At 63.2% G+C, this 15328-nt stretch carries 10 protein-coding genes; 4 read left to right on the top strand and 6 right to left on the bottom strand.

Features of this window, described 5'->3' with window-relative positions; all coding sequences use genetic code 11:
• Nucleotides 1–329: 329 nt before the first annotated feature.
• Complete coding sequence (gene pdxS, locus AC3E6W_RS07515; RefSeq protein ID WP_005507298.1) at nt 330–1235, top strand: pyridoxal 5'-phosphate synthase lyase subunit PdxS; 906 nt, start codon at nt 330–332, stop codon at nt 1233–1235.
• 106 nt (nt 1236–1341) lie between these two features.
• Nucleotides 1342–1980 (top strand): pyridoxal 5'-phosphate synthase glutaminase subunit PdxT, encoded by a 639-nt coding sequence (gene pdxT, locus AC3E6W_RS07520; RefSeq protein WP_455114039.1) that lies wholly within the window; start codon nt 1342–1344, stop codon nt 1978–1980.
• 109 nt (nt 1981–2089) lie between these two features.
• Here pdxT and AC3E6W_RS07525 read toward each other — a convergent pair whose 3' ends face one another.
• The 4 genes from AC3E6W_RS07525 to AC3E6W_RS07540 form a co-directional block, all read right to left on the bottom strand.
• Nucleotides 2090–2755: a hypothetical protein gene (locus AC3E6W_RS07525; protein ID WP_490652748.1), complete on the bottom strand. Its 666-nt coding sequence runs from the start codon at nt 2753–2755 to the stop codon at nt 2090–2092.
• A gap of 518 nt (nt 2756–3273) precedes the next feature.
• A complete protein-coding gene (locus AC3E6W_RS07530) occupies nt 3274–3621 on the bottom strand; it encodes a hypothetical protein (RefSeq protein WP_303974077.1) in 348 nt (115 codons plus the stop codon).
• Between the two features lie 253 nt (nt 3622–3874).
• Nucleotides 3875–5182, bottom strand: a complete 1308-nt coding sequence (locus AC3E6W_RS07535; RefSeq protein WP_490652749.1) for a M18 family aminopeptidase — start codon at nt 5180–5182, stop codon at nt 3875–3877.
• Between the two features lie 149 nt (nt 5183–5331).
• Nucleotides 5332–6318, bottom strand: a complete 987-nt coding sequence (locus tag AC3E6W_RS07540) for a CPBP family intramembrane glutamic endopeptidase (protein ID WP_070648449.1) — start codon at nt 6316–6318, stop codon at nt 5332–5334.
• 316 nt (nt 6319–6634) lie between these two features.
• Here AC3E6W_RS07540 and AC3E6W_RS07545 point away from each other — a divergent pair, with 316 nt between their 5' ends.
• The gene (locus AC3E6W_RS07545; RefSeq protein ID WP_490652750.1) at nt 6635–8737 is read left to right on the top strand and encodes a hypothetical protein; all 2103 of its coding nucleotides are present in this window, start codon (nt 6635–6637) and stop codon (nt 8735–8737) included.
• A 106-nt stretch (nt 8738–8843) separates the two neighbouring features.
• On the opposite strand, the gene AC3E6W_RS07550 is transcribed toward AC3E6W_RS07545, so the two are convergent.
• Nucleotides 8844–10376: a glycosyltransferase 87 family protein gene (locus AC3E6W_RS07550; RefSeq protein ID WP_490652751.1), complete on the bottom strand. Its 1533-nt coding sequence runs from the start codon at nt 10374–10376 to the stop codon at nt 8844–8846.
• Nucleotides 10373–11758 carry a glycosyltransferase family 87 protein gene (locus tag AC3E6W_RS07555; RefSeq protein ID WP_490652752.1) on the bottom strand — a complete coding sequence of 462 codons (1386 nt, stop codon included), beginning with the start codon at nt 11756–11758 and terminating at the stop codon, nt 10373–10375. The genes AC3E6W_RS07550 and AC3E6W_RS07555 overlap by 4 nt, the downstream gene beginning before the upstream one ends.
• 348 nt (nt 11759–12106) lie before the next feature.
• Here AC3E6W_RS07555 and AC3E6W_RS07560 point away from each other — a divergent pair, with 348 nt between their 5' ends.
• A complete protein-coding gene (locus tag AC3E6W_RS07560) occupies nt 12107–15106 on the top strand; it encodes a multicopper oxidase domain-containing protein (protein ID WP_490652753.1) in 3000 nt (999 codons plus the stop codon).
• Nucleotides 15107–15328: the final 222 nt, after the last annotated feature.

The raw sequence follows: 15328 nt of genomic DNA on the forward strand, positions 1-15328 counted from the left end.
TGGGTGTGCCCGGGCGCAGTTCCTGGTGCGCTACATGGTCTGTGAAATGTGTTGATGGTTGCCCTGCGGGCTTTTGTTCTAGGTGGCGTTTACGACGTGGTGAGCGCCTACCCGCGGTGCCCGTGTGCAGGGTTCTACTGGGTTAAAGAGTATACCGGCGGTTTTATTCCCTGGGCTTGCTGGCGGGAGCTGTCTAGTCGCTGGGTGCGGTTACCTTTCATGACGTTTTGTGTCATTCTGACGTGAACTTGGGGTCGTACTGTGTCAGAGAACAGAAATTCCGACCCCGTGAGTGCGCGCGAACACTCAGAACGTGAGAAGATAAGGTCATGACTGATAACAACACCGTAACCGGCAGCCCGCTTGTTAAGCGCGGCCTGGCCGACATGCTCAAGGGCGGCGTCATCATGGACGTCGTCACCCCCGAACAGGCTAAGATCGCTGAAGATGCTGGCGCTGTTGCCGTCATGGCTCTCGAGCGCGTTCCCGCGGATATTCGTGCGCAGGGCGGCGTGGCTCGTATGTCTGACCCGGACATGATTGAGGGCATCATTGATGCCGTTTCAATCCCGGTCATGGCGAAGGCACGCATCGGCCACTTCGTTGAGGCTCAGATCCTGGAGACCCTGAAGGTCGACTACATTGACGAGTCCGAGGTTCTTTCCCCCGCTGACTACGTGAACCACATTGACAAGCACCAGTTCAAGGTTCCGTTCGTGTGCGGTGCTACCAACCTGGGTGAGGCTCTGCGCCGCATCACCGAGGGTGCCGCTATGATCCGTTCTAAGGGCGAGGCTGGCACCGGTGACGTCTCTGAGGCGACTAAGCACATCCGCACCATTAAGCGTCAGATTGCTGAGCTGCAGGGCCTGTACAACACCATGCCCGACGAGCTGTACGTGAAGGCTAAGGAACTGGCTGCACCGTACGAGCTGGTTCGTGAGGTTGCTCAGACCGGTAAGCTGCCCGTGGTGATGTTCACCGCTGGTGGTGTGGCTACCCCCGCTGACGCTGCAATGATGATGCAGCTGGGTGCTGACGGCGTGTTCGTTGGTTCCGGTATCTTCAAGTCGGGCGACCCGGTTGCTCGCGCGAAGGCTATTGTGAAGGCTACTGCTTTCTACAACGACCCGGAGAAGGTTGCTGAGGCTTCTCGCGGCCTGGGTGAGGCTATGGTCGGCATTAACGTTGCTGACATTCCGGCACCGCACCGCCTGGCGGAGCGCGGCTGGTAATTCGTGCGCGCACCCCGTATTCGGGGTGAGTGTTTGATGAGGGGGTGGGGTTCGCTGAGGCGGGTCCCACCCTCCTTGTGTTTGTTGTTTTGTGAAGGGAGCGGTGATGGTTGAGAAGGTTCAGCCTACCGGTGTTTTGCCGGGTGAGGGTTTGACGGTTGGTATTTTGGCGCTGCAGGGCGGCGTGCGTGAGCACGCGCTGATGCTGGAGTCCCTGGGTGCGCAGGTGCGTTGGGTGCGTACCGGTGAGCAGCTTGAGGGTCTGGATGCGCTGGTTCTGCCGGGTGGCGAGTCGTCGACGATTGACCGTTTGACCCGTATTTTTGGTGTGCGTGAGCCGCTGATTGAGGCGATTTCTTCGGGCCTGCCGACCCTGGGTACGTGTGCTGGCCTGATTATGTTGTCGAAGCATATTGATGATCCGGCGCCGGGTCAGCAGTCGCTGGGCGTCCTGGATGTTTCTGTGGGTCGTAACGCGTTTGGTTCGCAGGTTGATTCTGCGGAGGTGCGCCTGCCGTGGCTGACCCCTGCCGGTGATGAGGTGGTTATTGATACGGCGTTTATTCGTGCGCCGATTGTGACCGGCACCGGTGAGGGTGTGCAGGTGACGGCTCGTCATGAGGGGAAGATCGTGGGTGTGCGTTCGGGCAACCTGATTGGTATTTCTTTCCACCCGGAGGTTACGGGCGATACGACGGTGCATGAGGAGCTGCTGGCTCTGGCACGCGAGGTGAAGGGCAAGTAGCCCCTCCCCAAAAAATAAGCCCGGTGATAACCCGTTAAAGAGTTGTGGCGGTGACCGTTGTTCGGTCACCGCCACAACTATTTTTGAGTGGGCTTATGCGTGAGTGGATTTATGGGCGGGCGCTGCTGGGGGTTTGGGGCTGGGCCTTCCACTGCTGGTAGGCGCTCGTGGCGAGGAATCGTGCACGGTTGCCGTCGCTGAGCGTCTTGATGTCTGCGGGGGCTGCCTCGTACCACTTTTCGTAGAGACGGATAATCATCTCGGGGTAGGCGGCTTCTTCCAGGTCGGCGCGGTGGGGGATGAATTCGTTGCGGTTCTTGATGTCTCGGTACTCGCTACCGGCGAAGGGGTCGGTGACTCCGACGCTGGGCTGAGCGTTGTAGGTATCGATGTTTTGAACGTATTCGGGGAGGGTGCTCCGCCCTGCTTTGAGTGCGGCGTGGCACTTGCTGTCGATTTCGCTGGGCTCAATGATGTGGGCGCCGTCTGCGAGGATGTGCCGGTACTGGATGTACGCGGGGTATTGTTCATCGGTGCGCGGGACGGGCTTGGCGGCTTCTGCTGAGGCGAGATCTTCGGCTGAGTATGAGGAGCAACTGATGGGCGGCGTGGTGCTTGCCGTTGCTGCGGCGCTCGCCGTGGAGGGTGAGGAGGTGCTGCTTGCCGCGGTGTTCGCACCACCGCAGGCAGCAAGAAACAGGGGCAGGACAACCGCGATGGTACCGCATCGTACAATGCTGCGGCGGTCGGAGAAGGTCTTCGGGGTGAGAGCCATGGGGCCACCTCATAACGTGGGTGTAGTAAGGTATTGTGCCCCACTATACCTACAAATTTGATATATGGTCAATGAAAATATGTGTCTTTTTCAGTAAAACCAACATTGCCTTTTCCTTCCCCTTTAAATACTTCTGACAAGCCGTAATCTACTAACGGTGATTAAATACTCCAGATAATTCGCTAAAATTTTTGCCATTCCGTGTGGGTATCTGCAAAACACCCCACACGCATACCGAGGCTGAATCAGCAGAAGCCGAGTGCCTGGCGCTATACGAGAAGGCTTAGGCTGATCACGCCTACGCTGTTGCGCAGCAGGCGCCAGCCGATGTGAAGCAGAAGAGCGACGCGAACCGTGCGGCCGCTAAGGATACTCGCTGGTCTGAGGTGGTAACCCTACCCAGCCCCGACAACCCTGTCTAATCGAACCCCGTCTAATCTGAGTCTGTCTCATCTTAAAAATAGTTGTGGCGGTGACCGTTTCATTCGGTCACCGCCACAACTGTTATAGGGTGCAGGTTAGGGCAGGAACACCAACCCAAACTCAATAACGATCAGGGCTACAGCGCACGCGAAGAGTACCCCACGCGACACGTTGAACTTCTGCCAGAGCTCGTACAACTGCCGGGGAACCACCCAAATAACGAACGCCTGAAAGGCAAGCGATAACGCGGGGTTACCCCACTGAATAATCATCAGGGCAAGAGCAAAACCCACGCCGAGCACATCCAGGATGCGCAGATGCTTTCGCACCTGCTCCCTCTCCTTCTGATAGCTGGGGTTGTTTAGCAACCTTGGTGGTGCTTTTTTCAGCTGACCCACAATAATCAAAACCGCCAGCGGGATCAGAGAAATATCGAAGAACATGGGAACCGCCTTTCATGTTGGGGTTCGCTCGCTACGCCGGTGACGAGCTGGTGGTGCACCATCATTGGTGAAAACTTCTCAAAAACAAGTAGTGTGCAACACGTGTATAACGTATTGTGGGTTACTTTACAGCACAACTAGACCCTATTCAAGGGGTAGATACCCCGAAAAAATCCTTAAAAAATAAGGGCGCCGGGAACCATACGTTCCCGGCGCCCACTCCCCAGCTGTTCACACCTCAGCGGGATTCAATTTAGAGGCGGAAGAAGCCCTCCACCGCGCGCGTCATGTACGCCATGTCGTCCACATGGCACATCTCGCGCATCGAGTGCATCGACAGCAGGCCAATACCCACATCCACGGTGCGCATGCCCAGGCGGGTTGCCGTAATCGGGCCAATCGTCGAGCCGCACGGCATATTGTTATTCGACACGAACTCCTGATACGGCACACCGGCCTTCGCACACGCCGCAGCGAATACGCCGGCACCCACCGAATCCGTCGCATAACGCTGGTTCGCATTAATCTTCAGCAGCGGACCACCACCGGGCAGCGGCTGCACGGTCGGGTCGTGGTGACCCTGATAGTTCGGGTGCACCAGGTGACCGGCATCAGCCGACAGGCAGAACGACGCCGCCACCGATCGGCGGTACTCCTCCGTGCTCTCACCGCGCGCAGCGGACAGGCGCACCAGAATATCCTCCAGGAACGGGCCAGCCGCACCACTACGCGACTCCGAACCAAGCTCCTCATGGTCGAACGCCGCAAGCATCACGGTCTCGGTGGCGTGCTCATCCGCGTTATCGGCAACGTAACGCTCCAGGGCGGTCAAACCCGCGTGCACCGAGGATAGATTATCCAGGCGACCGGAAGCGAACAGCTCCTGATTGGCACCGAAGCGGCGCGGCGGCTGCGAGTCAGCGAACAACAGGTCGTAACCCACGATGTTCTGCGGGCCGACCGGCTCGCCGTCAATCACGTGCTTCGCCATGTAGCCGAGCACGTCGTTCTCCGCGGGGTCCACACCCCACACGGGGTACATGTTGAACTGCTTGTCCAGCACCAGTTCATTGCGCTTGTGGTCCAGGTGCGGCGCCAGCTGCGGGATGCGCGCAATCGGACCGGTACGCACCAGGCGGTCCTTCAGCTCGCCATCCTCCATGACGGTGATGCGACCCGCCACGCACAGCTCGCGGTCCAGGAAGGAGTTCAGCAGGGCGCCGCCGTAGTTCTCCACGGCGATCTGGTGCCAGCCCTTCGTGGTGATGGAGGAGGAGGGCTTAATCTTCAGGGAGGGCGAGTCGGTGTGCGCACCCAGCACACGGTAGCCGCTTGCCTTCTGCGCCTTCGCGCCACCGGCCCAGGCGATAATCGCACCGTCGCGGACGACGAAGTGGCGGCCGGTTGCGACCTGCGGCTCCCAGGCCTCGGTTTCGACCAGTTCGGTGAACCCGGCGGCCTGCAGGCGACGCGCCACCGTGCGCGCGGCGAGGTAGGAGACCGGCGACTCCGCCACAAATGCGGCGAGGTCTTCAATATTCTTTACAGCATCAACAGTCATGGTTTAACCCTACCTTTTCTTGGGTGTTGACGGGGTGAGTCGGGGTGAAAGTCCAGATGGGGCCCGGATGGGGCGGCGGCGGGCAGATAGTCGAGCGAGGGCTACCCGCCGCATGCGCTAGGTATCGCGGGCCCCGGCCATCGCAGACCCTAGTTATCAACCTTGAGCGGTTGCGTTTCACGTGAAACCTCGCCGCGGCGAGCGCGTGCGTTGAAGATCAGGCAGGCGAGCACCACGTACAGGCCCTCCAGCGCGATGCCCTGCAGCGCATCCATGGGGGCCACCCCCTCGGAGGCGAAGGGGTCCAGACCCGCCACAAGAGAGAGCAGCAGCAGGGTCACGTTATTGGCCACGTGCAGGCTGACGGAGGCCTCCAGGCCGCCGGTGTACCAGCACAGGAACCCGGCGTACACGCCCATCGCAAACACGAAGCCCAGGCCCCACGCATCGTAAGTGTGGGAGAACATGAAGAGCGCCGCCGGCAGCACAATCGGCAGCCAGGGGGTGCGAATCCAGCGGCCCAGCGTCTGCATCATGAACCCGCGGTAGGCGAGCTCCTCCGCGTAACACTGCACGGGCACCAGAAGCAGGATCAGCACCACAATAACCCAAAATTCAACCTGTGAAGGTTGCGAATAACGATAATCGGGCAGGGACGCGCCGCTCACCGCCACCATCACTGCGTAGTAGATACCGTAGATCACGAAGCCCAGGCCCAGGTACGGCAACAGGAGCGAGCGGCGCAGGCGGCCCGCCACAGAGTGAATCAGGCCCCAGGGCTTCGGGCCCACCACCAGGCGCGCTAGAAAGAGCGAAGGCACGATGGCGATGAGCGAGAGGAAGGTCAGGGCGAACAGCGCCGGGTGTTCCATAACGAGGGAGCGGTTCTCGGTAATCTCGCGCAGGGAAAGACCCGAACCCATAGCAGCCGCGGCCATGAGGAGCGACAGCATGAGGGACAGGCCAATGAAGACGACGACGCCGAGCAGGCCCTCCAGCAGGGGCGAGTACCAGCGGGTCTCCGGGTCGGCGTGCGAAAGACGATGGTAGGCCAGGCCGTCGGTACGGGAGGAGCGGCCCGATGCGGCGGGGCCGAACGGTGCTTGCGGGGATGCGGGGGGCGGCGTTGTGTTCATACCTTAATCCTAGCCGGGCAACTCGGGCGGATACCGGCACGAGGTGTCACGGGAGCGGGGACTCCTGCCGCCCCGGTTGCATCGCGCACCACACGCAAAACCCTCAACCTAAGCTCAAACCCCAATCTTGAACCGCGGATTAACGCAGAATGTTACGAAAGTGAAGAGTCTGCCGTGAATCCTCTCAAAAACGACCAGGCAAGGCTTTTGACCCATAAAGCTGTGCCATAATTTGAAGCGATAATACACGTCATATACATAGTCGCTGATGACCGCTCTTCCGGGGTGTTTTCAGCACCAGAAAGGCTGCTTTCTTATGGCACTCGTCTTCAACCCGCCGCCCAATTGGCCCGCCCCGCCCGCAGGCTGGACCCCTACCCCCACCTGGCGCCCCGACCCGGCCTGGGGTCCCGTTCCCGATGGCTGGCAGCTGTGGGTCGAAGAGCCCGACCCCGAGCCCATCGATGTCGATGACGCTCCCCTGGAGCCGCTCATTTCGGAAGAGTCCGCCGAGGCGCTGGGCGCCTCCGAGCCCGCCGCCGAGGCACCCGCAGAACCCGTTGCGGAGCCTGCTGTTGAGACGACCGAGATTTCCGCAGAGGTTCCGGTCGGAGAGGCTCCCGCGGAGCCCGTCGCGGCCGAGCCCATCGCGACCGAGCAGTCCGGCGCAGAGTCGGCTGAAGCCGAGCAGACCGAGGCAGAGCGGACCGAGGCAGAGCCGAAGCCCATGCGCTACCTGACCCCGGTGCCGATTCAGGAGACCGCTCTACCCCGAGAGGTGCTGAACCCCGCCGGCGAAGCCCCCGCCGCAGAGGCTCCCGCGGAGCCCGTTCAGGAGGCCCCCGCTGAGCCTATTTCCGAGGCAGCGGCACCGGTCGAAGAGGCCCCCGCAGAACCCGTCGTATCCGAGCAGATTGTGGTCGAGCAGGTTGTTGCCGAGGTGGCCCCCGCCGCCCCGACGATTCCCGTGGCCCCCGTCTCCGCAGACGTTCCCGCGGAGCCCGTTGCCGAGGCAGTAGCACCCGCCGAGCCGGTTGAGGAGCCCGCACCCGCCGAGGCTTCCCTGCCCCACTCCGTCGAGAACTCCCCGCTGATTGAGTTCCACTCCTCGCCCGAGCAGCCCGCGCAGGCCCCCGAGGCAAGCGCCCCGGCCCCCGCCGACGTCGCGGCTCCCCAGGCCTTCGCCGCCCAGGAGTTTGCTCCGCAGGCTCCCGCGGGCCAGGAGTTTACCGGTCAGGACTTCGCGGGCCAGGAGTTTGCTCCGCAGGCTCCCGCGGGCCAGGAATTTACCGGTCAGGACTTCGCGGGTCAGGACTTCGCGGGCCAGGACTTCGCGGGCCAGCAGAACCCGCACCAGGGTGCCGCCGATTCCTTCGGTGGTCAGCCCGGCCAGTTCCAGGGTGAGCAGTTCGCCTCGCAGCACGGCGGCCAGCCCTACAACCCCTACCAGCCCGCCGGCCAGTCCGGTCAGGCAGACCAGTCCGGTCAGGCAGGTCAGCAGGGTGGCCAACAGGCTCAGCCCGCCGCAGCGTTCAACCCCTACGTCCCCCAGGCTGATCCCGCGTCTCAGCACGAGCCTCAGAACTCCCAGCCCGCCGATACCGAGACCAAGAAGAAGGGCCCGTTCGGCGGCAAGCTGCTGGGTATCATCGGTGCCGCGCTGGCCCTGCTGATCGTCCTCATCCTGGTCATCGTGATGCTCCTGCCGCGCGGCGGTTCGGACTCCTCCGACCGCTCGAACCAGGCGGACGGCACCTCCACCTCGGCGAGCGCCCAGTCTTCGGATGGCTCGTCCTCGACCACCGCGTCCGAGGCGAAGCTACCCGAGGGCGAGTACAAGGAGTACAAGGAGACCGTCACCGAGGATAAGAAGAACATCGACATCGAAAAGGTGAAGGGCGACGCCTCCAAGGGCATCGTCTACTACGAGTTCAAGCCCTCGGACGACCTGAGCAGCCGCGCCTACATCACCAGCCTCACCGAGAAGGGTGAGATTTCCACCGGCCTGAGCGTCATCGATATGACCGTCGACCGCACCCCCATCCGCGGCACCGCGTGGCTGGATACCACCAACCCCTCCAGCCCCACCCGCAAGCTGGAGCTCAACGGTAAGGGCGAGTGGCTGATTCGCGTGTACGACGAATCCTCCGCACCGAACTACGCCAAGGGCGAGAAGTTCCACACGAACATGAACTACTACGCCTTCACCTACGACGGTGGCGAGTCCACCATGGAGTTCGAGGCGAAGGGCCTGGACAGCAAGCGCGGCTTCGCGCTGCTGAGCGCCAGCCGTAGCGACGTTATGTTCGGCACCAGCGTGGCGAACATGAAGAGCAGCATGGAGTGGAAGAGCACCGGCAAGAACCTCCTGCAGGTGCGTAGCACCTCCTCGGCTGACTGGAGCATCGGCACCCACTAGCCGCCCGTAGCCCGTGGCGGCACGCCGGAAGAGCCCCCGCATCCCTATCGGATGCGGGGGCTCTTCTGCGTCTGCGGTCTTCCGCGGCCGCGGGTCGCGACGGTTTCTAGTATGCGGCGCCCAGGGCAGTCACGCGTTCCCCCTCGCGGGCTGCGGCGCGATTAATCTGCTGGCGGTGCACCAGGTACACGAAGAAGGTCACCACCGTGAACACGTACATGAACTGGTACGGGGACGTGCCCGCCATGAGGCCCAGCGAGCCCTCGGGCACCATGAGGATGTTATCCGAGCTGAAGTGCGGGGCGAAGACCAGCACAATCCAGTACGGGGAAATATACATGCCCGCCAGCGCCACGCTCGCCGTGATAACGCCGAGGGTCGCAATGAACGAGCTTGCCCACCGGTAAAACAGCGGGAAGATTTCCACCACGACGGCGGCCAGCATCAGCGGGTACCAGGTGTTGTGGTGCGACCAGCTAATCGGCGAGATCTGCAGCATCATGAAGGCCGTCAGCGCCAGCTGCGACACGACCGCGCGGGCGCGAATCAGCGGGATCAGCAGAACGGCCGTCACCAGAACGATGAGCAGGGTCAGGGCCACCTGCACGGTCGACAGGGCGGTTGCGGTCAGCTGGTGCTGCAGGCCTGCGTGGGTGAGGGTGCCCATGATAGACACGTTATCGAAGTAGCTGAACCAGCCCACGCGGGAGGTGTCGTGCAGCGCCTGGAACCAGTAAATCGTCGATTCTTGGGGCACGACGAGGTACGCGATACCCACGGTTGCCGCGAAGCTTAGGGCCGTGGTGATAAGCCCCTTCCAGTCCTTACGCATGAGCAGCAGCAAGCCGAAGGCGAGCGGGGTGAGCTTAATGCCGGCGGCAATGCCCAGCAGCACACCGCGCGGCACGCGGGTGGCCGGGCGCATAAAGTCGGCCAGGATTAGGGCGAGGATAATCGCGTTAATCTGCCCGAAGTGCGTGGTGAGGCGCCACGGGCCGCAGGCCCAAATGAGGGCCGCCATGAGCGAGACCATGCCCCAGGGGCTCAGGTACTTCTGCAGGGGCAGACGCCAGGCGCGGCTACGCGCGTAGGAGTACAGGGCGTAGGCGCACACGTAGCTGAGCACGCCGATGATGACGGTAATCAGCATCATGCTCTGCGGTTCGGTGAGGAACGCAAGCGGGTAGAAGAGCAGGGCCGCAAACGGCGGGTAGGTGAAGGGCAGGCCGCGCGTGCGGAAGCTGTAGAGCTGCAGTCCGTCGGGGCCGTCGGCCAGGGAGACCGCGCCCAGTCGGTAGACGTAGATGTCGTCGGCGGCTGCGTGGGTGACGTAGTTGAGGGCGTAGGCGGCCACCAGGATGAACACCAGGTGCGCCCAGATATCGCCGCCGCGGAAGAAGCGTTCGCGCAGGCTGAGAATGCGTTCGGATGCATCGGAGTGACCGGGTTCCTCGGGGCGGTCCTTCGGCTTCGCGGCCGGGGTAGGCTCGGCGGGCTCGGCGGCCGGCACGGACCCGGTAGCCGCGGCAGCCTCGGCGGAAGCTACGGAGGCCGAGGCCCACGGGATAGCGGGCGCTACCGCCCCGGTATTCTTTTCGGTATCTTCGGCGTTCTTCTCAGTGTTTTTCGCGTGGCTCACGCGGTTGCCCCCCGGGAGGTAGCGGCACGTACAGACTCGGCGCACCCGGTAACCAGGGCGCGGGCACCCCACCAGCCCAGGGGTGCATCGTTGGGCACGGAACCGTACTGCACGGGCTCAACCTTCGCGCCGCGCACCGGGGCGCTCAGCGCGGCAACCGACCAGAGCATCATCGTCACCCACAGGCAGAACGCCGGAATCGCCGACACCGCCAGCGCACCGGCGGCAAGGTGCTCCATGTCGTCCATGGAGCCGTGCATCCACGAGGCGATACGCATCGGGGAAATATACAGGCCCAGCACGGTAACCCAGGCGAAGCACGCGGCAGCCACACGCAACCAGGCCGGCTGCGGGGCGAAGTAGGTGGGGAACGCATCCAGCACCAGCACAACCGCCAGCAGGGGCAGCAACACGTTGTGGTGCGACCAGCTAATCGGCGAAAGCGCCACCATGAGCGAGGCGGTCACCGCCACCTGTGCCAGGGCCGCACCGCGGCGTTCCAGCTGGTACAGCAGGCCGGCGGTGAGTACGATGCTCACGAGCGCTAGAGCATAGTAGACGGGCTTCGCGGCACCCTCGGACAGGCCGAAGTGCAACAGCCAACCCTGAATCGAAATGTTATCCACATAGTTCAGGCCGCCCACGCGCGAAGGATTCGTCAGCGCCGAGAACCAGAATTCCGGTGCCTCCTTGGGCATCAGAATGAAGCCCAGCGCAATCGTGGCGAAGAAGGTCGCACCCAGGGTTGCGATGCCCTTCCAATCGCGGCGCACCAGCAGGATGAGGCCGAACACGAGCGGAGTGAGCTTCACGCCGCCGGCAATGCCGATCAGCACGCCGCGCGGCACGCGGGTCGCCGGGCGCACAAAATCGGCCAGAATCAGCGCGGTAATGAACGGGTTGATCTGAATCAGGTCGATGGTGCGCTGCCAGGGACCCGCTGCAACCACCAGAAGGGTCAGCACGGCGATAGTTCCCACGCGGCCAAAGTATCGCTGCAGGGGCAGTTCGCGACCGCGCGCATTGACGTAGTTGTAGATGACGGTGGAAAGCCACCAGGCCACCACCACGGACCCCAGCACCATGAGCACCTTACCGACGACCAGGGGCATGAACGCGAAGGGCAGGAACAGCATCGCCGCAAACGGCGGGTAGGTGAACGGCGGCTTAATCACGCCGTGATCGTTCAGGGTCGGGGAGTACAGGTCCTGGGTGAACCCCTCGTTATCGAAAATGGTCATGGCGCCCAGGCGGTAAATGGAGAAATCCATGCCGCTGGCGGGGTCGCTCAGGATTCGGAGCAGGAAATTGGCGCCCACCGCCAGGAGCGCTAGGACGGCAATAACGCCCCAAATCGGGGTTTTGGATTCGGTTCTGGCCACGAGATGTCCTTACTGTGGGGTTTAGCTGCGGATCCCGGCGCGGGGTGTTTCGGATGCCCCGTGAGAGTGCGGGGCATCGGCGTTTTCAAGCCATAACAGTGTATCGCGAAGCGCGTGTATCCGATGCATCAGGGCGCAGATTCACAGGCTTCAGGAGGCGGGCCGCAGAGCGCATTTATACGCACGTACTGTCTTCAAAATTGGCACAAATGGGGCAATATAATGGATTTATATGGCACTCGACGCGCCCTTCGCGGAGTCTAGCGGATGCGGAGCGCCCCCCGAACACACCGACGTAAACACACCGACGTACCGACGTGAACAACCAGCAGTGAAAGCAGTGATTGCGTGAGCGAACATCTCGGCACCCCATCTGACGGCGAGAAGCCCAACGGCGGCGAGCGCCCCGACGCAACCGGCGGCGGCAAGCCCGACGGCCAGCGTCCCCGAAGCCTCGGCGGCCTGAGCATCGGCGCGCCCGACGGTTCAGCAAACGGTGCGGCAGACGGTGCGGCCGTCTCCGGAGGCGGCTCCTCCGGGCTGAGCATCGGCATGCGCCCGGCCGGCGTTCCCGGCGCTTCCCTCACCACCGAAGAGATTGCGCGCCGCGCATCCGGCCGCGGCACGTGGCATCGTCGCGCCTCCAAGCCCGTCTCCTACTGGATGTTTGCCCTCATCGCAGCGCTTCTGTTGCATCGCGTCATCCCCAATAGCGGCTGGCTGATGGTGCACATGGTGACCCTCGGCCTGATTACGAACTCGATTCTGATTTGGTCGCAGCACTTCACCGAAGCGCTCATGAAGATCAAGATCCCCGACGAGCAGCGCAAGGTCCAGGTGGGCCGCATCTTCACCCTGAACGCGGGCATCGTGCTTCTCATGGTAGGCATGGTTGGCCAGTTGAGCGTGCCGGGCCTGTACGCCTGCACGGTGATTGGCGCCCTCGTCATCGGCGCGATGGTGGCCTGGCACGGCATCTACCTGATGGGCCAGGTACGCCGCGCCCTGCCTTCCCGCTTTGGCGTGACAATTCGTTTCTACATCGTTGCGGCCCTGCTGCTGCCCCTGGGCGCCCTGCTCGGCGCGATGGTGGCCTACCCGAGCCTGAACGGCACCCTGCACTCGCAGTTTTTGCTCGCCCACGAGGCCGTGAACGTACTCGGATTCGTTGGCATCACGGTGGTTGGTACGCTGGTGACCTTCTGGCCGACCATGCTGCGCACCAAGATGGTGGATAAGGCGCTTGCCCACAGCGTGCGCGCCCTGTACCTCATGTGCGGTGGCGTTGCGTTGACCCTGGTCGGTGCGCTCTTCGGGTTGCGCCCGGTGGCCGTGGCCGGCCTCGTGGTGTACCTGCTGGGTCTGCTGCTCGTGGCCGGGGTGATGGTTCGCACCCTGCGCACCAAGCGCCCGAACGAGTACCCGCCCATGAGCGTGGGTATGGGCTTCTGCTGGTTCCTGGTGGGCGTTGTGGCGACCATCGTCATGGTGGCGACCACCCCCTTCGCGCAGCTGGATATGCGCGCCGTGACCCCCATCTTCGTGGTTGGCTTCCTGCTTCAGGTGCTGCTCGGCGCGATGAGCTACCTGCTTCCGCAGCGCATGGGTGGCGGCCCGGCGGTGGTGCGCGCATCCAATAAGGAATTTAACCGTTTCGCGGCGGCCCGCGTGACCGCCGTGAACCTGGCCCTGCTCGTCTTCATGATGCCCGGCGCGGCGGTGGGCCAGTCCATTAAGATTGCCGTCGCCGTCGTGGGTGCCCTGGCCCTGGCCGCGTTCATTCCGCTCATGATTCGCGGTGTGAAGGCTTCGGTGAGCGCCCGCAAGGAGATGATGGCGGCCCGCGCCCGCGGTGAGAAGCCCGCTTTCAACCAGGAGGCGCTCACCCCCGAGCCCGTCCCGCACGCCAAGCAGAGCTTCCAGGCTGCCCTGGCCGTGGCCATGGCCTTCCTGCTTGGCTTCGCGGTGAACCCCTCCGCGCTGAACCTCTCGGCCCTGCCCACCCTGAACACCGGCTCGCAGACGGTCACGCCGACCGGACAGACCACCACCGTGCAGGTGAAGGCAACCAGCAACTACCGCTTCACCCCCGCCGAGGTGGAGGTGCCCGCCGGTAACCGCCTGGTCGTCGAGGTCACCAACGAGGATCAGGGCATGACCCACGACCTGACCTTCGATAACGGCGCAACCACCGGCACGATCAACCCCGGCGAGACGAAGAGCGTGGACGCCGGCGTCATGACCGCCGATACCGAGGCGTACTGCTCCGTGGCGGGCCACCGCTCCCTGGGCATGGTCCTCAAGGTGAAGGTGACCGGTGCTTCTTCGCAGCAGGTGGCTTCCGGCGACCACACCGACCACAACCACGCCGCGACGGGTAACGTCCCGACCCTCATGACGGTCGCGAACGGCAAGATTGACATGTCTGCGGCGCCCGGCAGCGGCTACCAGTACCGCGACCCGAACATCCCGGCGCTGAACACCGCCACGCAGGTGAACGGCAAGACCGTCCGCAAGGTCACCCTGGAGGTGCAGGAGGTCGACCGCGAGGTAGCCCCCGGCGTAACCGTCCACATGTGGACCTTCAACGGGCAAAACATGGCCCCGGTTCTGCATGGCAAGGTCGGCGATATTTTTGAAATTACACTCGTCAATAACGGCACGATGGGCCACTCGCTGGACTTCCACGCGGGCATGGTTTCCCCCGATAACACGATGAAGACCATCGCCCCCGGTGAGCGTCTCGTCTACCGTTTCGAGGCGAAGGCCGCCGGTATCTGGCTGTACCACTGCGGTACCGCCCCGCTGAGCCTGCACATGACCCAGGGCATGTATGGCGCGGTCATCATTGACCCGGCTGACATGGATCAGGTGGATCACGAGTACGTGATGGTTCAGGGCGAGGCGTACCTGCACGACACCGGCAAGACCGCCTCCGACGGCAACAAGCTGGCGGAGAACTCCCCCGACCTGATTGCGGCGGGCACCCCCACGCTGACCATGTTCAACGGCCACGCAACCCAGTACAAGGCAAAGCCCCTGCAGGTGAAGAAGGGCGAGCGCATCCGTATTTGGGTGATGGCGGCGGGCCCGAACCACGGCACGAGTTTCCACGTGGTCGGTTCGCAGTTCGACACGGTCTATAAGGAGGGCGGCTACCTGTTGCGCCGCGGCGCGGATGCGTACGGTAGCCGTGACGGCCACAGTCAGGCCCTGGATCTGGCCCCCGCCCAGGGCGGCTTCGTGGAAATGCAGTTCCTGGAGTCCGGCACTTACACGTTCGTGAACCATTCCTTCGCGGAGATGGAGCGCGGCGCCGCCGGCAAGATTGTGGTGACCGACCGCTAGGCGACCCCGTGAGCAGAGCCCTCGCGGCAGCCGGATTTGTGAGGCCCCGCCGGGTGCATCCTCGGATGTGCGCGGCGGGGCCCTCCGCTACCCGGGGGCCTTTCCGGGCGGGTTCTTCCTTTCTCGCAGGCGGGCGGTAGGGCGGTTTGCCCGGATTGGGGCGGGGTGCGCATCATGCGCTGACTATGCTTTTAGCCTCATCCGTGGGTATTTTGTCGGCAT

The organism is Rothia sp. SCPM-O-B-18226 (M350), from assembly GCF_058213595.1.